Source organism: Rhizobium sp. PP-F2F-G48, from assembly GCF_004342335.1.
Classification (GTDB): Bacteria; Pseudomonadota; Alphaproteobacteria; order Rhizobiales; family Rhizobiaceae; genus Ferranicluibacter.
Window position 1 is genome coordinate 126805 of the sequence record NZ_SLVH01000006.1, and the last position, 22777, is coordinate 149581.

The 22777-nt window shown below is 64.5% G+C and carries 11 protein-coding genes; 9 read left to right on the forward strand and 2 right to left on the reverse strand.

Annotated features, from left to right (window positions below):
- Positions 1 to 31: 31 nt before the first annotated feature.
- Positions 32 to 1546 carry a phospholipase D-like domain-containing protein gene (locus tag C8J36_RS15270; protein WP_132536096.1) on the reverse strand — a complete coding sequence of 505 codons (1515 nt, stop codon included), beginning with the start codon at positions 1544 to 1546 and terminating at the stop codon, positions 32 to 34.
- 99 nt (positions 1547 to 1645) lie between these two features.
- The gene (treY, locus tag C8J36_RS15275; RefSeq protein WP_132536098.1) at positions 1646 to 4279 is read right to left on the reverse strand and encodes a malto-oligosyltrehalose synthase; all 2634 of its coding nucleotides are present in this window, start codon (positions 4277 to 4279) and stop codon (positions 1646 to 1648) included.
- Positions 4280 to 4625: 346 nt separating this feature from the next.
- Here treY and ilvD point away from each other — a divergent pair, with 346 nt between their 5' ends.
- The 9 genes from ilvD (at position 4626) to glgA (ending at position 22776) form a co-directional block, all read left to right on the forward strand.
- Positions 4626 to 6464, forward strand: coding sequence for a dihydroxy-acid dehydratase (gene ilvD / locus C8J36_RS15280; protein ID WP_062595870.1), 1839 nt, complete (start codon positions 4626 to 4628; stop codon positions 6462 to 6464).
- 250 nt (positions 6465 to 6714) lie between these two features.
- Positions 6715 to 10083 (forward strand): transglutaminase family protein, encoded by a 3369-nt coding sequence (locus tag C8J36_RS15285; protein ID WP_132536100.1) that lies wholly within the window; start codon positions 6715 to 6717, stop codon positions 10081 to 10083.
- Positions 10084 to 10089: 6 nt separating this feature from the next.
- On the forward strand, positions 10090 to 12552 hold the full coding sequence (locus tag C8J36_RS15290) for a circularly permuted type 2 ATP-grasp protein (RefSeq protein WP_132536102.1): 2463 nt from the start codon (positions 10090 to 10092) through the stop codon (positions 12550 to 12552).
- Positions 12553 to 12687: 135 nt separating this feature from the next.
- On the forward strand, positions 12688 to 13566 hold the full coding sequence (locus C8J36_RS15295) for a transglutaminase family protein (protein ID WP_062595872.1): 879 nt from the start codon (positions 12688 to 12690) through the stop codon (positions 13564 to 13566).
- Between the two features lie 195 nt (positions 13567 to 13761).
- Positions 13762 to 15030 carry a pilus assembly protein gene (locus C8J36_RS15300; protein ID WP_245506580.1) on the forward strand — a complete coding sequence of 423 codons (1269 nt, stop codon included), beginning with the start codon at positions 13762 to 13764 and terminating at the stop codon, positions 15028 to 15030.
- A gap of 272 nt (positions 15031 to 15302) precedes the next feature.
- The gene (locus C8J36_RS15305) at positions 15303 to 17768 is read left to right on the forward strand and encodes a glycogen/starch/alpha-glucan phosphorylase (protein ID WP_062595874.1); all 2466 of its coding nucleotides are present in this window, start codon (positions 15303 to 15305) and stop codon (positions 17766 to 17768) included.
- Complete coding sequence (gene glgB, locus C8J36_RS15310; protein ID WP_132536104.1) at positions 17765 to 19966, forward strand: 1,4-alpha-glucan branching protein GlgB; 2202 nt, start codon at positions 17765 to 17767, stop codon at positions 19964 to 19966. Before C8J36_RS15305 ends, glgB begins: the two co-directional genes overlap by 4 nt.
- A 102-nt stretch (positions 19967 to 20068) precedes the next feature.
- A complete protein-coding gene (gene glgC / locus C8J36_RS15315) occupies positions 20069 to 21331 on the forward strand; it encodes a glucose-1-phosphate adenylyltransferase (protein ID WP_062595876.1) in 1263 nt (420 codons plus the stop codon).
- A 5-nt stretch (positions 21332 to 21336) separates the two neighbouring features.
- Entirely contained in the window at positions 21337 to 22776 is a 1440-nt protein-coding gene (glgA, locus tag C8J36_RS15320) for a glycogen synthase GlgA (RefSeq protein WP_132536106.1), read from the forward strand.
- Position 22777: the final 1 nt, after the last annotated feature.

Below are 22777 nucleotides of genomic sequence, written 5' to 3' on the forward strand. Positions count from 1 at the left end.
TGCCTTAAAGATCGGTCTGCGAAAAAGACGATCAGGTCGTGCTGCCGAAAATGCGGCTGGCAATCGCGCTGGCACCGCGGCGCAGCGTATCGATCGGATGGATCGGCCCGGAGGGATCGACGATATCGGTGCCGGGCAGCGGATCTTCCTCGCCCTCCGCCAGATCGATATCGAAATGCCTGAGGCCCCGTCGGGCGGTGTTCAGCGACTCCACCCCGTCATGCAGCGAGTTCAGTCGCTGGATCGCCTCCCGCACCGCATCCGGCGTGCTGTCGAGATGCTCGGCGAGCAGTCGGTAACGAACATCGGCGATAGCAGCACGCTGCTCGTCGTTGACGGCCTCGATCGCCATGTCGGCTTCGGTGTCCATGCCTTCGGAGCGATTGTTGAGGTTCGACGAACCGAGCCGAAGAAAGCGATCGTCGATGATGACAAGCTTGGAGTGAACCAGAACCTCCTGCTGCCCGTCCTCATCGTCGCTCGGCACCACGGCATACATCACGCGCAGCCGGTCATGCGGGTCGTTGCGCTTCAGCCGGCGGATCAGGCGGTCGCGATTGGTGCCCATCATCACCTTCTCGATGAAGCCATGCGAGATCCTCGTCACGACGATCAGGACTTCGGGCCCGTCGGGCCGCGACAGCCGTTCGATCAGGATATCGGCAATGCCGAAGGCGGCAAGATATTGTGCTTCGATATAGACGACCCGCTGCGCCGATTTCAGCGCATCGGTCAGCATGTGGATGGATTCGTGAATGCCCTCGTTGCCGATCGTTGCCGGTGTCGTCCGGGCAATCGCGACCGGGCACTCGGTTAGAGCCGGCGCAAGCGCTTCCGGCCAGGCCGTCGCCATCCCTTCGACAGGCGCGATCGTTTCGTCCATCGCATAGAACCAGCGCTCGCGGCAGACATCGCCCAGCATGCGGGCGGCGGGTCCGGAAACGGCAGCCTGCATGTCGTGCACCGGCTCATAGGCTTCGCCGTCCGGCGTCACGCGCAGCGGGTTGCCGGGCCTGTGATCGCTATCGTCCCAGCGCCGCGCTGTGAGGTCGATCCCGCCGATGAAGCCCATCGTGTCGTCGATGCAGACGATCTTCTGATGGTGCGAGCCGCGCAGCGGATGATGGGTGTCGAAATTGAGATGAATGCGCGGATGGCTCGCCCAGCCCTTCTTGCGAAAGAGCTTCAGCGACTTGCCGGAATAGATCGGCCCCATGGCCCAGACGAGGATGTGGATCTCAAGCTCCGGCTTCGCCTCGACCAGGGAGACAAGCAGATTGCCGAGCGTCGGGCTCTCCGGATCTTCCGGCGTCAGGCGAATGTCGGGGCTGAAATCCCAGCCGATGATCCAGATCCGCCGGGAGGCGAGCCGCAAAGCCTGTTCCAGCGTCTGGAAATAGGCTTTGCCGTCGATCATGAAGGCGATCTTGTCGGCGATCTCACGACGCCAGGCATTCTCGCCGATCCGGATGATCGCCGTCTCGCTGACGCCGGAAGAATGCTCGTTACGAGGATCGCCGTCATTCTCCTGGCCGACATGATACACGTGCAAATCCCCCGACCGGTTCTTCAAGGCCAAACTTCGTGGCGCTTCCAAACGCCACGAATGCCGAAAAGTTCCAGAAGGCGTCGTCAAGCCCGACAACTATTCCGTGATCAGGAGCACATACGGCGCACCCTGTACGTCCCGCAGATCCAGTGTTCGTCCCACGTCGATCGCCCCGCCCTGCAGAACATTGCGGTAAGAACGGCCCGCCAGATCCTCCGGCAACGACACCTGGATCGCATCGAACGCGTGATCGATGTCACCCTTCTCCAGGATCCCGAGCACTTTGCACGGCGCAACGATGATGGCGGCGGCATCGCCCGAGCGGCGCGCATAGGCCACCACGCTGCCGGACGCTTCGCCGGAAATCTCCAGCGGCTGATAATCGCCATCCTCGAACAGACCCGGCGCAGCGCGGCGCGCCGAAATCAGTCGGGCGGTGAGGGCGATCTTCGCCTGACCGGACGCGCGCGCCTCGGCATCGAACGGAAAGCCACCCGTTTGTTCCAGACGTGCCGCCATTGCCGGATAATCCGGCATGCGACGATTGTCCGGATCGACCAAGCTGAAATCGGCACGTTCCGATCCCTGATAGACATCCGGCACGCCGGGGGCCGTCATCTTCACCAGAGTCTGGGTCAGCCCGTTGACGAAGCCAGCGCGCGCGAAGGGTTGCAGGGTCTGAACGAAATCATCCAGAAATGCCTTGTTATCCGGCGAAAGAAGTCCTGCGGCGAAGGCCTGCACGGCACCTTCATAGTCCTCGTTGACGTCGGACCAGTCGCTGCGCATCTTCGCCTCGCGCAGCATCTTCTCCACATAGGCGGAAAAGCGCTCCTTGAGAGCCTCGATCGCTCCGGCGTCAGGTGTCGCGGATGTCTCTTCAAAGGCACCGGCCAGCGCCTGGTAGAGAGCCCATTCGACCGCAGGCTCCGGTGCCGGGCCATCGTCGAGCGTCGTGATCAGGCCGGCATTCAAGCCGTGCCAGCGCGACACGGCTTGCGCCCAGACACCGGGCGCCTCGCTGAGGGCATAAAGCCGGGCGCGCGCATCTTCGCCGCGCTTGGTATCATGGGTCGAGGTGGTGGTTATCGCCTGCGGCTGCTCGGCTGCCCGGCGCTGCATGGCGGCATGGAAGCGCGCCACCGACATCTCCTCTTCGGCCGGATTGCCGCCAACCTCGTTGAGCGCGAGCAGCCGGTGGTAGCGGTAGAACGCCGTATCCTCCATGGCCTTTGCCATGATCGGCCCGGTCACCTGCTGGAACCGGCTGCGGAACTCGAACGCATCGCCTTCCGCCGCGCCGGAAAGCACGGCGACGATCGCATCGAGCGCCTTGCGGCTGTCGCCGGACAGCGTGCCCGCCGCCTCCGCCGCCGCACCGTCGAGGATCTTGCGATCGTCGGCGCCCAGAGCCTCCCGCGTGCCATAGGTTCTATAGACCGGAAACGCCGTGATGAGCGCTTTCAGCGCCTTTTCCAGCGTCTCGGCCTCATATGCCTTGCCGACGGAAGACCGCGCCAGCGCCGCGAGCCGCTTGATCTCGCCTTCGAAATTGCGGTCGAGCATCAGCTGTTTGGCGTCCCTCAGGATCGACGCGTAGTCCCGACCCCCGGCAAAATCCGCATAGGCCGCGTCCAAGGCTTTTGCCAGCGACGAATCCACGAAGAGATGCGCCAGAGCCGCGATGAACTCGTAGCCGGTCGTTCCTGCGATGGGCCAGCTTGCCGGCACGCGCTCGTCCTCCTCGATGATCTTTTCGACCACGAGATAGACATCGGGACCGACCGCGTCGCGCAGGGTCTTCAGATAGCCTTCCGGATCGGCAAGACCATCGACATGGTCGATGCGCAACCCATCGACCGTGCCGTCGCGGACGAGGTCGAGCACCAGCCGATGTGCCGCCTCGAAGACATCCGGCGCCTCGACGCGGAGACCGGCAAGGCCCGCGACCTCGAAGAAGCGGCGATAGCTGAGATCGCTCGCCGCCGTCTTCCAGTGCACGAGCCGAAAGGCCTGCGCCTCATGCGCCGCCTTGACCCGTTCGACCGGCAGGCCGGCGAGGAAGGATGCCAGCGCCTTCCGGTCAGCCTCCGAGCTGCCGGCGATCAATGTGTGCATCGTGTGGTGAAAGGCATCGTCCTCCTGTGCGGAGGCGGACGCGGCAAGGGCGACGATCTTCGCCCCGAGCGTTCCCGGAGCTCCGTCCAGCACCGCACTGTAGCTTGAAGGCTGGAGCGGGATGTTGCTCTCGTAATAGCCGAGCGCGAGATTGCCGGCGGCCTCGTCCAGCCGGATCTCGATCTCGGCATCGTCAAGCGCCTCGTCGAAGCTCTTGCCCAGCTCGGCGATCGTCAAAGGCCGGGACCAGTCGATGTCGTAATAATGCGCATAGGGACTCTGCTCGCCCCACTCGACCACACTCCGCCACCAGCGGTTTTCAAGCGAGGCCGCCATATGGTTCGGCACGATGTCGAGGATCAGGCCGATGCCGGCCGCCTTCAGGGCCGCCGCCAGCCGATCGAAGCCCTCGCGTCCACCCAAGGCTGCGTCGAACGCGTTGGGGTCGGTGACGTCGTAGCCATGCGTCGACCCATCCGTCGCGGAAAAGATCGGCGAGGCATAGAGGTGGCTGATGCCGAGCGCCTTCCAGTGGTCGATCAGCGTGATGGCCTTGTCGAAGGTCATGCCGTTGCGGAACTGGAGCCGATAGGTGGCGATCGGAACTGTCATCGTGGAGGACCTGCCTTCTGGAGCGATGCGGACGGAATGCACAAAGACCCTGACGCCAAGGTGGGCGCCAAAGCGGGCGCCAAGGTGACGGAGCCTCGTGCGGGCGCTGCATCAACAGGCATCCCCGCCCATTGGTTCCCGCCATTCGCGCTGCGTGAGCAAACTCTTTTGCAGGTGCGAAGAAAATATTGCGCGAAAACTTGATGCCGGCGAACCGGATTGCCGCATGTAGACCGTGACGAGACGGCGGTTTTGCGCTAGGACGCCCCGAAACTGTCGTCGGACGTCGCGCCCAAGCGAATATCAGGCCCCGCCCGATCCTCACAAAACGCCTCGAGGAAACGCCATGCCAGCCTATCGCTCCAGAACCACCACCCACGGCCGCAACATGGCCGGCGCCCGCGGCCTGTGGCGCGCCACCGGCATGAAGGACAGCGACTTCGGCAAGCCGATCATCGCCGTGGTCAATTCCTTCACCCAGTTCGTGCCGGGCCACGTGCACCTCAAGGACCTCGGCCAGCTGGTCGCCCGCGAGATCGAGGCCTCTGGCGGCGTCGCCAAGGAATTCAACACGATCGCGGTCGATGACGGCATCGCCATGGGCCATGACGGCATGCTCTACTCGCTGCCCTCGCGCGAGATCATCGCCGACAGCGTCGAGTACATGGTGAACGCCCATTGCGCCGACGCGATGGTCTGCATTTCCAACTGCGACAAGATCACCCCCGGCATGCTGATGGCCTCGTTGCGCCTCAACATCCCCACCATCTTCGTGTCCGGCGGGCCGATGGAGGCCGGCAAGGTGCTGCTGTCCGACGGCAAGATCCATGCGCTCGACCTCGTGGACGCGATGGTGGCTGCGGCCGACGACAAGATGTCGGACGAGGACGTGCAGACCATCGAGCGGTCGGCCTGCCCGACCTGCGGCTCCTGCTCCGGCATGTTCACGGCAAACTCGATGAACTGTCTGACGGAAGCACTCGGCCTGTCCCTGCCCGGCAACGGCTCGACGCTCGCCACGCATTCGGATCGCGAAAAACTGTTTCTGGAAGCCGGCCGCAGCATCGTCGGCCTGACCAAGCGCTACTACGAACAGGACGATGAAACCGCGCTGCCGCGCACGATCGCTTCCAAGGGTGCCTTCGAGAACGCCATGGCGCTCGACATCGCCATGGGCGGTTCGACCAACACCGTCCTGCACATTCTGGCCGCCGCTTACGAAGGCGAGATCGACTTCGACCTCGACGACATCGACCGGCTGTCGCGCAAGGTGCCCTGCCTTTCCAAGGTCGCCCCGGCCAAGGCCGACGTCCACATGGAAGACGTGCACCGCGCCGGCGGCATCATGGCGATCCTCGGCGAGCTGAACCGCGCCGGCCTCATCAATGCCGACCTGCCGACCGTGCATGCAAAGACGCTCGGCGATGCGCTGTCGCAGTGGGATATCGCCGTCACCGACAATCCCGCCGCGCTCGAACTCTTTTCCGCAGCCCCCGGCGGCGTGCCGACGCAGGTCGCCTTCAGCCAGAGCGCCCGCTGGAAGGAGCTCGATTTCGACCGCGAAAAGGGCGTCATCCGCGACGCGCAGCACCCCTTCTCCAAGGATGGCGGCCTCGCCGTGCTGAAGGGCAATATCGCGCTCGACGGCTGCATCGTGAAGACGGCCGGCGTGGACGAGTCGATCCTGAAATTCTCCGGGCCCGCCCGCGTTTTCGAAAGCCAGGATGCCTCCGTCAAGGCGATCCTCTCCAACCAGATCGTCGCCGGCGATGTCGTCGTCATCCGCTACGAAGGCCCGAAGGGCGGCCCGGGCATGCAGGAGATGCTCTACCCCACGAGCTACCTGAAGTCGAAGGGCCTGGGCAAGGCCTGCGCGCTCGTCACCGACGGGCGGTTTTCAGGCGGCACGTCCGGCCTCTCCATCGGCCACGTCTCGCCGGAAGCGGCCAATGGCGGCCTGATCGGCCTCGTGCGCGAAGGCGACATGATCGACATCGACATTCCCAACCGCACGATCTCGCTGCGCGTTTCCGAGGACGAGCTGGCGCTGCGCCGCACGGAGCAGGACGCCAATGGCTGGAAGCCGACGGAAGAACGGAAGCGTAAGGTAACGACAGCGCTGAAGGCCTACGCCGCCTTCGCAACCTCGGCCGACCGCGGCGCCGTCCGCATCCTGCCCGAGTAACGGACGCGGCCGGGCCTGCAGCCGACCGCAGGCCCCGCACCCGACATCCCGCGCCGGCCGCCATCGGTGGCGAGCGATTGCGAAATCTATGACTTACATCTGACCCGACGGCTCGCCGCGGCAGGTGAGACCGCGCATGGTCCCGGTCGCGTCCCTGCGGATGTCCTGCCGATTTTTCAGCCTTGCTTTATTTCGTTGCATTGCACACAGTCCGGGCATGATGGCCACCATCCGTCATCGAGGGGACCGCATGTCGATCAAAGCCAGCATCTACCATCTGACGCATTATACCTACGACCGACCGGTCCGCCTCGGCCCGCAGGTCATTCGCCTGAAGCCGGCCCCGCATTCCAAGACGAAGGTGCTGAGCCACGCGCTGAAGGTGACGCCCGCCAATCATTTCGTGACGCTGCAGCAGGACCCCTATGGCAGCTATCTCGCGCGTTACGTCTTTCCCGATCCGGTAACCGAGTTCAAGATCGAGGTCGATCTCGTCGCGGACATGACCGTCTACAACCCGTTCGACTTCTTCGTGGAGGAAAGCGCGGAGACCTGGCCGTTCGACTATCCCGAGGACATTCGCGAAGACCTGGCCATCTACAGCCAGCCCGAGCCGGCCGGCCCCGCACTTCAGGCCTATCTCGACGGTCTCGACCGCACGCCGATGAACACGGTGGACTTCGTCGTCGGCATCAACATGCGCCTGCAGCAGGCCGTCAACTACGTCATCCGCATGGAGCCCGGCGTGCAGACGCCCGAGGAAACGCTGACGCAGGCGCTCGGCTCCTGTCGCGACTCCAGCTGGCTTCTCGTCCAGATCATGCGCCATCTCGGTCTCGCCGCGCGCTTCGTATCCGGCTATCTCATCCAGCTGGCGCCCGACCTCAAGGCGCTCGACGGCCCCTCCGGCACAGACGTCGATTTCACCGACCTGCATGCCTGGTGCGAGGTCTATTTGCCCGGCGCCGGCTGGGTCGGCCTCGATCCGACCTCGGGGCTCCTGACCGGCGAGAGCCATATCCCGCTGTCGGCCACGCCGCACTATCGCAATGCCGCGCCGATCGCCGGCGGTTTTTCCGGCGATCCCGACACGAAGACCGAATTCGCCTTCGAGATGCGGGTCGATCGCGTCGCCGAACATCCGCGCATCACCAAGCCGTTTTCCGACGAAAGCTGGGATGCGCTGAATGCGCTCGGCCATGAGGTCGATGCCGCGCTGACCGAAAGCGACGTCCGCCTGACCATGGGTGGAGAGCCGACGTTCGTATCCATCGACGACTTCGAATCCGGCGAATGGAATACGGATGCCGTCGGCCCCACGAAGCGCGCCAAGGCCGACGACCTGATCCGGCGGCTGCGCGAGCGCTTCGCGCCCGGTGGCTTCCTCCATTACGGCCAGGGCAAATGGTATCCGGGCGAAAGCCTGCCGCGCTGGACCTTCTCGCTCTACTGGCGCCGCGACGGCGTGCCGATCTGGCGCAATCCGGATCTCGTCGCGCGCGAGGACGTCGATACCAAGGCCGGACCGGACGAGGCCGAAAAGCTCCTGACGGGCATCGCCGTGGCGCTCGGCATCGAGCCCGACATGGTCCTGCCGGCCTACGAGGATCCGGCGGAATGGATCATCAAGGAAGGCAGCCTGCCCGAGAACGTCGATCCGTCCAATTCCAAGCTGAAGGATGCCGAGGAACGCAGCCGCATCGCCCGCGTCTTCGAGCGCGGCCTGACGGTGCCCACCGGCTTCGTCCTGCCCGTGCAGGCCTGGAACGCGCAGGCCTCCGGCGGGCAGGCGGCCGGTCGCCGCTGGATGAGCGAGCGCTGGCGCACGCGGCGCGGCAAGATCTTCCTCGTGCCCGGCGACAGCCCCGTCGGCTACCGCATCCCGCTCGGCGCCCTGCCCTACATCCCGCCGTCGCAGTTTCCCTACATCCACGAGGCCGACCCCTCGATCCCGCGCACCCCTCTGCCGGACTTTCCCGTCGGCCCGGATCGTGCTGCCGATGCCAAAAAACCGGACCGGGCGATGGCGGAGGCCTCTTTCCAGGCCGCCGAAGCCCAGCAGGACCGCAACGAGCAGGTGCTCGCCGAAATCGGTGGCGCCGTGCGCACCGCGATCACGGTCGAGCCCCAGAACGGTCGCCTCTGCATCTTCATGCCCCCGGTCGAGCGGGTCGAGGACTATCTCGACCTGATCGCCGCGGCCGAAACCGCCGCCAGCGACCTCGGCCTTGCCGTCCATATCGAAGGCTATGCGCCGCCGCATGACGAGCGCATCAACGTCATGCGCGTGGCGCCCGACCCCGGCGTCATCGAGGTCAACGTGCACCCGGCGGCGAGCTGGCAGGAATGCGTCGACATCACCTCGGTGATCTACGAGGAAGCGCGCCAGTCGCGGCTGGGGGCCGACAAGTTCATGATCGACGGTCGCCACACCGGCACCGGCGGCGGCAACCATGTGGTGGTCGGCGGGCGCAATCCCAACGACAGCCCCTTCCTGCGCCGCCCGGACCTTTTGAAGAGCCTCGTGCTCCACTGGCAGCGCCACCCGTCGCTCTCCTACCTGTTCTCGGGCATGTTCATCGGCCCGACCAGCCAGGCGCCGCGCATCGACGAGGCCCGTCACGACAGCCTCTATGAGCTCGAGACCGCCATGGCGCAGGTGCCGCTGCCCAGTCAGGGTGTACCGCCACTTCCGTGGCTGACCGACCGCCTGTTCCGCAACCTTCTGACGGACGTGACCGGCAACACGCACCGCTCTGAAATCTGCATCGACAAGCTCTTCTCCCCGGACGGCCCGACCGGTCGCCTCGGCCTCGTCGAGTTCCGCGGCTTCGAAATGCCGCCGAATGCCCGCATGTCGCTTGCCCAGCAGCTTCTGGTGCGCGCGCTCATTGCCCGCTTCTGGCAGAACCCGGCCGATGGCCGGCTGGTCCGCTGGGGCACGACCCTGCACGACCGCTTCATGCTGCCGCACCATGTCTGGGCCGACTTCCTCGACGTGCTCGCAGATCTGCGCGCCAACGGCTTCGATTTCCGCCCGGAATGGTTCGAGGCACAGCTGGAGTTCCGCTTCCCCTTCTGCGGCGAGGTGACCTATGAGGGTGCCAAGCTCGAACTGCGGCAGGCGCTGGAACCGTGGAACGTCATGGGCGAACAGGGCGCGATCGGCGGCACCGTGCGCTATGTCGACAGCTCGGTCGAACGTCTGCAGGTCCGCTTCGAAACCGCAAATCCCGGCCGCTATACGGTCGCCTGCAACGGACGCCCCGTGCCGCTCAACCCGACAGGCGTCAACGGCGTCTCGGTGGCCGGCGTGCGCTACAAGGCGTGGCAACCGGCCGCGGGGCTGCACCCGGTCCTGCCGGTCAATACGCCGCTGACCTTCGACGTCTACGATACCTGGTCGCGGCGCTCGATCGGCGGCTGCATCTACCACGTCGCCCATCCCGGCGGCCGCAACTACGACACGTTCCCGGTCAACGGCAACGAGGCGGAGGCGCGGCGCCTGGCGCGGTTCGAGCCCTGGGGCCACACGGCCGGCGGCTATGCGCTGACGCCGGAAACACCGTCGCCGGAATTCCCCTTCACCCTGGACCTGCGCCGGCCTGCGGGACTGTAAAGCGACATGACACAGAAGCCGACGGCAGAGGCCATCAAGGCGAGAGAGGGTGGCGCAAGCGGCAGCTCGGGCGCCGGCCCGGGCGCAGGGAACCCGAAGCGGGCCGGCAACCCGGTCGCGGATTATCGCGCTTTGCCCGGCATCGCCGACGAGATGGTGGATGCCGACGGCAAGGTGCGTCCCGTCTGGCAGAATCTCGTCTCCGCCATCGGCCGGATGGATGCAGCGGAGCTTGCCAACCGTTTCGCCCGCGCCGATCGCTATCTGCGCGATGCCGGCGTCTTCTATCGCGCCTATGGCACGAAGGAGAATTCCGAGCGAAGCTGGCCCCTGTCGCATATCCCGGTGCTGATTGCCGAGCGCGAATGGGAAGAGCTGTCGCGCGGCCTCATCCAGCGGGCCGATCTCCTGGAACGGATCGCGGCTGACATCTACGGGCCGAACACCCTCGTCAACGAAGGTTTTCTGCCGCCGGCGCTGGTCGCCGGCAATTCCGAGTTCCTGCGCCCCATGGTCGGCGTGCAGCCGGCAGACGGCAATTTCCTGCACTTCGTGTCCTTCGAGATCGGCCGTGGTCCGGACGGAAACTGGTGGGTGCTCGCCGATCGGACGGAAGCCCCGTCCGGCGCCGGCTTCGCGCTGGAAAACCGGGTGGCGACGACACGCGCCTTTTCCGACATCTATGCCGAGACCCACGTCCATCGTCTCGCCCGCTTCTTCGTCGCCTTCCGCGACGCCCTGCAGATGCGCAAGCGTTCGCCGGACGACCGCATCGCCGTTCTGACGCCGGGTCTTGCCAACGAGACCTATTTCGAACACGCCTATATCGCCCGCTATCTCGGCTTCATGCTGCTCGAAGGCGAGGACCTGACCGTGGTGGACGGGCGCGTGATGGTGCGCACCGTCGCCGGCCTGAAACCGATAGGGATTCTCTGGCGCCGTCTGGACTCGTCTTTCGCCGACCCGCTGGAACTCAACCAGCGCTCCCATATCGGCACGCCCGGCCTGCTGGCGGCACTGCGCGCCGGCACCGTGTCAATCGTCAATGCGCTCGGCTCGGGCATCCTCGAAACACGCGCCCTCCTCGCCTTCATGCCGACCATCTGTCATCATATGCTCGGCGAGGACCTGCTGCTCCCGAGCATCGCCACCTGGTGGTGCGGGCAGAAGCCGGAGCGCGAGCAGGTGGCCCGCCACATCGAGAAGATGGTCATCGGCCCGGCCTATTCCACGCGCCCCTTCTTCGACGACAACGGCCTGTCGGTGCTCGGCTCCTCGATGCGCGAGAACGCCAAGCTGTCGATCCGCGACTGGCTGGAGAACGACGGCCAGAAACTGGTCGGCCAGGAGGTCGTGACCCTCTCGACCACGCCCGCCTGGGTGGATGGCAAGCTCACACCGCGTCCGATGAGCCTGCGCGTCTATCTCGCCCGCACGCGAAATGGCTGGCAGGTCATGCCCGGCGGCTTTGCCCGGATTTCGAGCGGCGCGGATGCCGCGGCCATCGCCATGCAGGCCGGCGGTTCCGCAGCCGACGTCTGGATCGTCAGCGACCGCCCGGTCGAGCGCACCACGCTGCTGACCTCCGACGAGACCTTCATCCGAACCATGCCCGGCAGCCTGCCGAGCCGGGCGGCGGACAATCTCTTCTGGCTCGGCCGCTATATCGAGCGCTCGGAAGGCGCCCTGCGCATTCTGCGCGCCTGGCACGGACGCTTCGCCGAAAACGCCAACAGTGAAATGCCGCTGCTGAAGAACGTGTCCGAATATCTGAAGGTTCTCGACATCGACAGTGCGCAGCCGGTGCCCGACAGCCTCGTCGCCAACATCGACAGCGCGCTTTATTCCGCAAGCAACATCCGCGACCGCTTCTCCGCCGATGGCTGGCTGGCCCTTAACGACCTGTCGAAGACGGTGCGCAAGTTCCGCGCGACGGTGGAGGCCGGCGACGACGCGACGCATGCCATGACCATTCTCCTACGCAAGCTCGCAGGTTTTGCCGGTCTCGTGCACGAAAACATGTACCGCTTCACCGGCTGGCGCTTCCTGTCGATCGGGCGCTATCTGGAGCGCGGCATGCACATGACCCGCCTGCTCGGCCACATGTCCGGCCGGGACGCGCCGGATGGCGCGCTCGACATGCTGCTGGAAATCGGCGACAGCGTCATGACCCACCGGCGCCGCTACAACGTCAATACGGCGCCCTTGACGGTCACCGACCTCCTGGCGCTCGATCCGCTCAATCCGCGCTCGATCCTCTACCAGCTGAACGAGATCCGCGCCGAAGTCGAGCAACTGCCGAACGCCTATCCGAACGGCCAGATGTCGCCTTTCTACCGCGAGGCGGTGCGGCTGCACTCGGGTCTGGCAGTGATGACGCCGGAGGGCATGACCGGCGAGGTCTACGACCATCTCGAGAAGGAAATGGAGCGTTTCTCCGACATTCTCGCCCAGACCTATCTGAGCTGACCGGCACGCCCACCCGCTTCGCACGCTTCTGCCATGTCGCTGCTTTTCTAATGCGCCGGGGGGCCAAACAGGGCATAGAGGTGGGTGAACGGCCCTGCCACACGGCAAGAGCGGGACGACAGGCGCGGCGGATCCATGTTCTACGATATCAGCCTCAAGATCACCTACAGCTACGAGATCCCGGTGTCCGGCGGTCGCCATATCGTGCGCGTCCTGCCGCTCTCCCTGCCCGCGCGCCAGCGGCTGGTGGCAGGCACCGTCACCTGCTCCCCCGTGCCCGAGGAGCGAACCGATATGTTCGACTTCTTCCAGAATCCGGCAACATCCATTCTGTTTCGAAAACTGCATGACGAGCTGGTCATCCACATGAAGGCGCGGGTGCAGCTGGAAACGGCAATGCCCACCGCCGACTTCTCGCCGGACCTTGCCGCCTTTCCTGCCGAAATCGGCGCCGTCTGGTCGCTCGAACCCGGCTCGCCGCACCATTTCCTCGCACCAAGCCCCCGGCTTGCCGAGGACCCGACGATCGCAGCCTATGCCCGCGGGATCGTCAAGCCCGGTATGACGGTCCGGCAGATCGCCGGGCTCCTGTGCGAGCGGATCTACAAGGACTTCAAATACGATCCCAAGGCGACCTCCGTCGACAGCACCCCGATCGAGGCCTTCCGGTTGAAGAAAGGCGTCTGCCAGGACTTCGCGCATATCATGATCGTCGCGCTGCGCTCCCTCGGCATTCCCGCAGGCTATGTCAGCGGCTTCCTGCGCACGCTGCCGCCTCCGGGCAAGGAGCGCCTGGAAGGCGCCGACGCCATGCATGCCTGGGTGCGCGTCTGGTGCGGGAAGATGCTGGGCTGGGTGGAGCTCGACCCGACCAACAACGTGCCTGCCGGCACCGATCACATCGTCGTCGGTCATGGACGCGACTATTCCGATGTCGCACCGGTCATCGGCGTTCTGAAGAGCTATGGCAGCCACAAGACGGATCAGGCGGTCGACGTTATCCCGGTGCACTGACAGCGTCCTGACCTCCCGGCTGTGCCGTTCCGCGCCAACTGTCCGCAATCCGGGACAGGTTGGCGGCCAATTTTCTCGATGCCCGTAAAAGTTTAATTTCTCTCGTAAGTCACTGCCAACAAAGCGCTGGTATGCCTGTGCGACGGTGGACATGGAGCCCATCGTCAGACGGACCGTGAGCGCGGGAGAAGTGAGATGACGGGCATTTTCGGCATGTTCGAGCGCAGCCTGCACGACAGGGGCGGCAACATCGCGCTGATGGCGGCCATGATCTTTCCCGTCGTTCTCTTCGGTGCCGGGGTCGCGATCGACACGACCAATATCGTCCTCCAGAAGAACCGGCTGCAGGCCGCTGTGGACAGCGGCGCGCTTGCCGCCGCGTCCGGGCTTGCCAACAAGCATATGAGCATCGACGACGCCAAGAAGACCGCGCGCGACTATCTGGTCCTGGCGATGCGGACCTCCACCTCGAGCGCCGTTCCGGATGGCGCCACCAGTGCGGCCGGTGCGGCCCGTGCGGCGGAGGCGAGCGCAAAGCAGGCCAAGGCGGATCAGGCGCTGATCGACAACACGCTGATCTCGATCAATCCCAAAACGCTCCAAAGCGGCGCCAAGGCCTACGACATCAGCGTCGGGGCCACGCTTGCCGTCGAACTCAATGCCCTGACGCACCTCTTCGAAGGCGGCGTCGTCAACCTCGCCGCCACCGGCAAGTCGGAGGGCGTCTCGGAAACCAAGAATGCTCTGTCGATGGTGCTGGTGCTCGATCGCTCCGGTTCGATGGCCTGGAAGACCGACACGACCGATCCCTCGACCGGCGGCTGCTACATCTACGAAGAGTCCTACTGGCCGAAAGCCAAGTGGAACGTGCCCTGCTACGTCTCCAAGATCGACACGCTGAAAAAGGCCGTCAAAAGCCTCCTCACGCAATTGAAGACCGCCGATCCGAACGGGGACTATGTAAGAACCTCCGCCGTCTCCTATAACAATGCGCAGGATGCGGCCGGCACGCTTGCCTGGGGAACCGCAAGCACGGAAACCTATGTGAATGCTCTCGTCGCCACGGGCGGCACCGACTCGAGCGACGCCTTCACCTCGGCCTATCGCGATCTGTCCAAGAACAGCGAGACACAGGCCCATGCCCAGAAAAGCGGGGCCGTGCCGACCAAATACATCGTGTTCATGACGGATGGCGAGAACAACTATTTCCAGAACAAGACCGGCGACGCACAGGCGGCGCGATCCGACGACTCGACGAAGTTCTATTGCGACAAGGCCCGCGATGACGGCATCAAGGTCTTCACCGTCGCCTTCAAGGCTCCCAAACGCGGCCAGACGTTGCTGCAGGGATGCGCGACGGATGCCAGCTACTACTTCCAGGCCGAAAAGAGCGAAGATCTCGTCGCAGCCTTCAAGGCCATCGGTGACAAGGCCAGCAGCCTTGTGGTCCGGCTGACGCAGTAGCCCGAGTTCCGCCAATCGACAGGCCAGAGCCCGCGCGATCCGTTCGCGCGGGTTTTCGCATGTCGCGGCTTACCGGTAAACCACATGGCGATCTCGGCCGGGAGCGCCCGACGGCGGTCGGCATGCCTGCTCCGCCCGCCCGGGTTCATTTTACATCCTCTTGAAAACACTTATTGCAAGCGCTTCGTATCGGTGCATACATTGCGGAAATTCTCCGTCGGCATGCGCCATCGGTGGTGTCGGAACAACGTTCAAGAGGGTAGCCCGAATCCATGGTCAGCCGTATCTCCAATGAGAAAATTCCGAACGCCGCACGCCGCGAGTCGAGCGCCGAAATTCTGGCGCAGGAGATCATCGAGCGCCTGACCTACCGCATCGGCAAGGACCCCAAGGTTGCCAAGCCGCATGACTGGCTGACGGCCGCGATCCTGGTCGTGCGCGACCGCATCACCGACAACTGGATGGAATCCACCCGCAAGGCCTATACCGACAACTCCAAGCGCGTCTATTACCTGTCGCTCGAGTTCCTGATCGGTCGCCTGATGCGCGATGCCGTGACCAATATCGGCCTGATGGACGAGCTGAAGGAAGCTCTGGCCTCCTTCGGTGTCGATATCGACGTGATCGCCGAACTGGAACCGGATGCCGCACTCGGCAATGGCGGCCTCGGCCGGCTTGCCGCCTGTTTCATGGAAAGCATGGCGAGCGTCGATATCCCCGCCTACGGCTACGGCATCCGCTACGTTCACGGCCTTTTCCGCCAGCAGATGGCGGATGGCTGGCAGGTCGAGCTGCCGGAAACCTGGCTGGCGCACGGCAACCCCTGGGAGTTCGAACGCCGCGAAAGCTCGTACGAAATCGGTTTCGGCGGCTCGGTCGAGACGGTCAACATCGATGAAGAACTCACCCGCTATGTCTGGAAGCCGGCCGAGCGCGTGATCGCCACGGCCTGCGACACGCCGGTCGTCGGCTGGCGCGGCAAGCGCACCAATACGTTGCGCCTCTGGAGCGCCCATCCGATCGACCCGATCCTGCTCGATGCCTTCAATGCCGGCGACCACATCGGCGCGCTGCGCGAAAGCAACAAGGCCGAGGCGCTCGCCCGCGTTCTCTATCCGGCAGACGCGACGCCGGCCGGCCAGGAACTGCGCCTGCGCCAGGAATTCTTCTTCTCCTCCGCCTCGCTGCAGGACATCCTGCGCCGCCATCTCCAGCAATATCCCGACTTCACCTCCCTGCCGGACAAGGTCGCCATCCAGCTGAACGACACGCATCCCGCGGTCTCCGTCGCCGAGCTGGTTCGCCTGCTGACGGACGTCCACGGCGTCGATTTCGAAACGGCCTGGGATCTCGCCCGCCGCACCTTCTCCTACACCAACCACACGCTGCTGCCGGAAGCGCTGGAAACCTGGCCGGTACCGCTGTTCGAGCGCCTGCTGCCGCGGCACATGCAGATCATCTACGCGATCAACGCGAAGATCCTGCTCGAGGCGCGCAAACTGACGGATTACAGCGACCAGCAGGTGCGCAACATCTCGCTGATCGACGAAAGCGGCGACCGCCGCGTGCGCATGGGCAACCTCGCCTTTGTCGGCTCGCACTCGATCAACGGCGTTTCGGCGCTTCACACGGATCTGATGAAGATCACGGTGTTTGCCGACCTGCACAAGCTTTACCCCAAGCGCATCAACAACAAGACCAACGGCATCACGCCGCGTCGCTGGCTGATGCAGTGTAATCCCGAGCTGTTCTCGCTGATCCGCGAGACGATCGGCGACGATTTCATGGACGATGCCGAAGCCCTGAAGGCCTTGGACGCTCATGCTGACAACGCGGTATTTCAGGAGCGCTTTTCTTCGATCAAGCGCGACAACAAGGTGCGTCTCGCCCAGCTCGTCCAGAGCCGGATGGGCATCCGCATCGATCCGTCGGCGATGTTCGACATCCAGATCAAGCGGATTCATGAGTACAAGCGCCAGCTGCTGAACATCATCGAGGCGATCTCGCTCTACGACCAGATCCGCTCGCATCCCGAACTGGACTGGGTGCCGCGCGTCAAGCTTTTCGCTGGCAAGGCGGCGCCGAGCTATCACAATGCCAAGCTGATCATCAAGCTGGCGAACGACGTCGCCCGGGTGATCAACAACGACCCTGCCGTGCGCGGCCTGCTGAAGGTCGTCTTCATTCCGAACTACAATGTCTCGCTGGCCGAAATCATGGTGCCGGCCGCCGATCTGTCCGAACAGATTTCGACCGCCGGCATGGAAGCCTCCGGAACCGGGAACATGAAGTTCGCGTTGAATGGTGCGCTGACCATCGGCACGCTGGATGGCGCCAATGTTGAGATGCGCGATTGCGTCGGCGAGGAGAACATCAAGATTTTCGGGATGACCGCTGAAGAGGTTTCCAATCTGCGTCGCGACGGCCACGAACCCCGGGCCGTCATCGAGGCGTCGCGCGAGCTGTCGCAGGCGCTCCAGGCGATCGCGTCCGGCGTCTTCTCGCCCGACGACCGCAGCCGCTTCGCCGGCCTGATCGACGGCATCTACTCCCACGACTGGTTCATGGTCGCCGCCGACTTCGATGCCTATGCCAAGGCGCAGCGCGAGGTCGACGCGATCTGGACCGACACCAGCCAGTGGTACGGCAAAACCATCCGCAACACCGCACGGATGGGCTGGTTCTCTTCCGACAGGACGATTCGGCAGTATGCCAATGAGATTTGGAGAGCCGGATGACCTCCGAGCTGAAAGAGGCCTCGTCGCCGGCGCATCTGTCGGATGACGAGGTAGCAGCATTCATCGAGGGAACGCATACCAATCCGTTCGCGAGCCTCGGCCCGCACGCGGTCGGCAAGGATGTCGTGGTCCGCTGCTTCCTGCCGGGCGCCACCCAGGTTTCGGTCGAAACGCTGGCCGGCAAGGACCTCGGCACTCTGGCGCTTCGCCATGATGCCGGGTTCTTCGAGGGCATCGTCAGCCTGCGCAAGGCACAGCCGCTGCGCTACAAGGCCGAAAATGCCGGCGGACGCTGGACCGTCACCGACCCTTACAGTTTCGGTCCCGTTCTCGGGCCGATGGACGACTACTATATCCGCGAGGGCTCCCATCTTCGCCTGTTCGACAAGCTGGGCGCCCATCCGGTCCGCCACGAGGGCGTCGATGGCTTTCACTTCGCCGTCTGGGCTCCGAACGCGCGGCGCGTCTCGGTCGTCGGTGCCTTCAATGCCTGGGACGGGCGTCGCCATGTCATGCGGCTGCGCCTCGATACGGGCATCTGGGAAATCTTCATTCCCGACGTTCATGCCGGCGTGCCCTATAAGTTCGAAATCGTCGGGCCGGACGGGCAATTGCAGCCGTTGAAGGCCGACCCGTTTGCGCGCCGCTCCGAACTGCGGCCGGAAACGGCCTCGGTCACCACGCCGGAAATCGCGCAGGTCTGGGAAGACGAGGCGCACCGTGCGCATTGGGCGTCTGCCGACGCCCGCCGCCAGCCGATTTCCATCTACGAGGTGCATGCAGGGTCCTGGCAACGTGGGGACAATGGTGCCTTCCTCAGCTGGGACGAGATGGCCAGCCGGCTCATTCCCTATTGCGTCGACATGGGCTTCACCCATATCGAATTCCTGCCGGTCAGCGAGTTCCCCTACGATCCCTCCTGGGGTTACCAGACCACGGGTCTCTACGCACCGACCGCCCGGTTCGGCGAGCCGGAAGGGTTTGCCCGCTTCGTCAACGGCGCCCACAAGGTCGGCCTCGGCGTCATCCTCGACTGGGTTCCGGCGCACTTTCCGACCGACGCCCACGGCCTGCGCACCTTCGATGGAACCGCCCTCTACGAACATGAGGACCCTCGCCAGGGTTTCCACCCCGACTGGAACACGGCGATCTACAATTTCGGCCGCGCCGAGGTGTTCGCCTATCTCGTCAACAATGCCCTCTACTGGGCGGAGAAGTTCCATCTCGACGGGCTGCGCGTCGATGCGGTGGCCTCCATGCTCTACCTCGACTATTCGCGCAAGCACGGCGAATGGGTTCCGAACGAATATGGCGGCAACGAGAATCTCGATGCCGTGCGCTTCCTGCAGACGATGAACAAGGAAGTCTACGGCAGCCATCCCGGCATCCTGACGATCGCGGAGGAGAGCACCTCCTGGCCGGGCGTCTCGGCGCCGGTCCATGTCGGAGGCCTCGGCTTCGGCTTCAAGTGGAACATGGGCTTCATGCATGACACGCTGCAATATCTGGCCCGTGACGCGGTCCATCGCAAGCATCACCACAACGACCTGACCTTCGGCCTGATCTACGCCTTCAGCGAGAATTTCGTGCTGCCGCTGTCCCATGACGAAGTGGTGCACGGCAAGGGTTCGCTGGTCGCCAAGATGCCGGGCGACGACTGGCAGAAGTTCGCCAATCTGCGGGCCTATTACGGCTTCATGTGGGGCTATCCCGGCAAGAAGCTGCTGTTCATGGGGCAGGAATTCGCCCAGTGGGCGGAATGGTCGGAGGAGCGCGGACTGGACTGGAACCTGCTCGAATATCCGCTGCATCAGGGCATGCGCCGCCTGATCCGCGATCTCAACGGCACCTATCGCAACAAGCAGGCCCTGCATGCGCGCGACTGCGAGGGCGAGGGCTTCGAGTGGCTGATCGCCGATGACAGCGACAATTCGGTCTTTGCGTGGCTGCGCAAGGCGCCGGGCCAGAAGGCCGTGGCCGTCATCTCGAACTTCACGCCGGTCTACCGCGAGGTCTACTCGATCCCCTTGCCGACCGAGGGGCGCTGGCGCGAAATCGTCAATACCGATGCCGAGATCTATGGCGGCAGCGGCAAGGGCAATGGCGGCGTCGTTCACGCCGTGCGCACCGCGTCCGGCGAGATCCGCGCGGACCTGACACTGCCGCCACTGGCCACGCTGATGCTGGAGCAGGACTGAAACCGACCGGGCCGGACACCCGGCCGGGAGGAAAGCATAAAGCCGGTCGGCCCGTTTGAGAGGGCGGGCAGACCGGCCAAGAGACCGCAAAATCGGGAGGATATAATGGAAAAACGCATACAGCCGCTGGCCCGCGACGCCATGGCCTACGTTCTGGCCGGTGGCCGCGGAAGCCGACTGAAGGAACTGACGGACCGACGCGCCAAGCCTGCCGTCTATTTCGGCGGCAAGGCGCGCATCATCGATTTCGCCCTATCGAACGCCATGAACTCCGGTATCCGCCGCATCGGCGTCGCAACGCAGTACAAGGCCCATTCGCTGATCCGCCACCTTCAGAACGGCTGGAACTTCTTCCGGCCCGAACGAAACGAAAGCTTCGACATCCTGCCGGCCTCCCAGCGCGTGTCGGAAACGCAGTGGTACGAAGGCACGGCGGATGCCGTCTACCAGAATATCGACATCATCGAGGACCACGGCGTCGAATACATGGTCATCCTGGCGGGCGACCATATCTATAAAATGGACTACGAGCTGATGCTTCAGCAGCACGTGGACAGCGGCGCCGACGTCACCATCGGCTGCCTCGAAGTCCCGCGCATGGAAGCGACCGGTTTCGGCGTCATGCATGTCGATGAAAAGGACCGCATCATCGCCTTCGTCGAGAAGCCCGCCGACCCGCCGGGCATTCCCGGCAACCCGGAAATGGCGCTGGCCTCCATGGGCATCTACGTGTTCCACACGAAATTCCTCATGGACATCCTGCGCCGCGATGCGGCCGACCCAACCTCCAGCCGCGATTTCGGCAAGGACATCATCCCCTACATCGTGAGCCACGGGAAGGCGATCGCCCACCGTTTCAACGAGTCCTGCGTCCGCTCGGACTTCGAGCGCGAGGCCTACTGGCGCGATGTCGGCACGATCGACGCCTACTGGCAGGCCAATATCGACCTGACCCATGTGACGCCCGAACTCGACATCTACGACAGCACCTGGCCGATCTGGACCTTCGCCGAGATCAAGCCGCCGGCGAAGTTCGTCCACGACGACGAGAACCGGCGCGGATCGGCGACCTCCTCGCTGGTGTCGGGCGATTGCATCATCTCCGGTGCCTCGCTCAATCGCAGTATGCTGTTCACCGGCGTCCGCGTGAATTCCTTCTCCCGCCTCGACGGTGCCGTGATCCTGCCGAGCGTCAAGATCGGGCGTCATGCGCAGCTCAAGAACGTCGTCATCGACAGCCGCGTCGTGATCCCCGAAGGCCTCGTGGTGGGCGAGGATCCCGAACTCGACGCGAAGCGGTTCCGCCGCTCGGAAAACGGCATCTGCCTGATCACCCAGCCGATGATCGACAAGCTGGGACTGTGAGGGCGATGAACGTCCTTTCGGTCGCCTCCGAGGTCTTTCCGCTGATCAAGACAGGCGGCCTTGCCGATGTCGCGGGCGCTTTGCCCGCGGCATTGAAGCCGCACGGCATCCGCATGCGCACGCTGCTGCCCGGCTATCCCGCCGTGATGACGAAGATCGGGCAGACCAAGCGGATCGGCGGTTTCGACACGCTGTTCGGCCATCCCGCAGCGATCCTGGCCGCCGATCATGACGGCCTGGATCTTCTGGTCCTGGATGCCCCTGCCCTCTTCGACCGCCCGGGCGGACCCTATCTCGATCCGCAAGGGATCGACCATCCCGACAATTTCCGGCGTTTTGCAGCCCTGTCGCTGGCCGCCGCCGAAATCGCGCAGGGGCTCCTTCCCGACTGGACGCCGGACCTCGTCCACTGCCATGACTGGCAGGCGGCGCTGGCGCCGGTCTACATGAAGCATGGCGGTGCCGCCCATGTGCCGACCGTGCTGACGATCCACAACATCGCCTTTCGCGGCCAGTTTCCAGCCAGCACCTTTCCGGAACTCGCCTTGCCCTGGAACGCCTTCTCGGTTCAGGGCGTCGAGTATTACGGCGACGTGTCCTTCCTCAAGGGCGGGCTGATGACGGCCACCGCCATCACCACCGTCAGCCCGTCCTATGCCCAGGAAATCCTCACCCCCGAATTCGGAATGGGGCTGCAGGGCGTTCTCGCCACCCGCATCGCCGATCTCCACGGCATCGTCAACGGCATCGACACCGACGTGTGGAACCCCGAGGCCGATCCGCACATCGCCTCTCTCTATGCCGCCGGTACCCTGAAGAAACGGGCTACAAACCGGGATGCCCTGCGCGAACGCTTCGGCCTCGTGGCGACGGATGGCCCGCTCTTCTGCGTCGTCAGCCGCCTGACGGACCAAAAGGGCATGGACGTGCTTGCCGGCGTGATCGACATGATCGTCGAGAATGACGGCACGCTCGCCGTCCTCGGCTCCGGCGATCCGGCGCTTGAGGCCGCGTTCCGGACCGCCGCCGCCGTGCACCCCGGCCGCGTCGGTCTCGTCACCGGCTATGATGAGCCGCTGTCGCATCTGATGCAGGCCGGCGCCGACGCCATTCTCGTGCCGTCACGTTTCGAGCCCTGCGGCCTGACGCAGCTCTATGGCCTGCGCTATGGCTGCGTGCCCGTCGTGGCGCGCACGGGCGGCCTTGCCGATACGATCATCGATGCCAACGAGGCGGCCGTGGCGGCCAATGTCGCGACCGGCTTCCTGTTTTCCCCCGTGTCCGAGGAAAGCCTGCGGCTCGCGCTGCGCCGTGTCTTTTCGCTGTGGCGCCAGCCGAAACTATGGGCGCGCCTGCAGATACGCGGCATGAAATCCGATGTCTCCTGGGATATGAGTGCAACGCGATATGCCGCGCTCTACGCCGGTCTTCTTTCGAAAGGTTGAA

Excerpts from the sequence above, each read along its gene's own strand:
- C8J36_RS15295 (WP_062595872.1), top strand. The coding sequence starts at position 12,688 with ATGTTCTACGATATCAGCCTCAAGATCACCTACAGCTACGAGATCCCG.
- C8J36_RS15285 (WP_132536100.1), top strand. The coding sequence starts at position 6,715 with ATGTCGATCAAAGCCAGCATCTACCATCTGACGCATTATACCTACGAC.
- ilvD (WP_062595870.1), top strand. The coding sequence starts at position 4,626 with ATGCCAGCCTATCGCTCCAGAACCACCACCCACGGCCGCAACATGGCC.
- C8J36_RS15305 (WP_062595874.1), top strand. The coding sequence starts at position 15,303 with ATGGTCAGCCGTATCTCCAATGAGAAAATTCCGAACGCCGCACGCCGC.
- C8J36_RS15300 (WP_245506580.1), top strand. The coding sequence starts at position 13,762 with ATGACGGGCATTTTCGGCATGTTCGAGCGCAGCCTGCACGACAGGGGC.
- glgA (WP_132536106.1), top strand. The coding sequence starts at position 21,337 with ATGAACGTCCTTTCGGTCGCCTCCGAGGTCTTTCCGCTGATCAAGACA.
- treY (WP_132536098.1), bottom strand. The coding sequence starts at position 4,279 with ATGACAGTTCCGATCGCCACCTATCGGCTCCAGTTCCGCAACGGCATG.
- glgB (WP_132536104.1), top strand. The coding sequence starts at position 17,765 with ATGACCTCCGAGCTGAAAGAGGCCTCGTCGCCGGCGCATCTGTCGGAT.
- C8J36_RS15290 (WP_132536102.1), top strand. The coding sequence starts at position 10,090 with ATGACACAGAAGCCGACGGCAGAGGCCATCAAGGCGAGAGAGGGTGGC.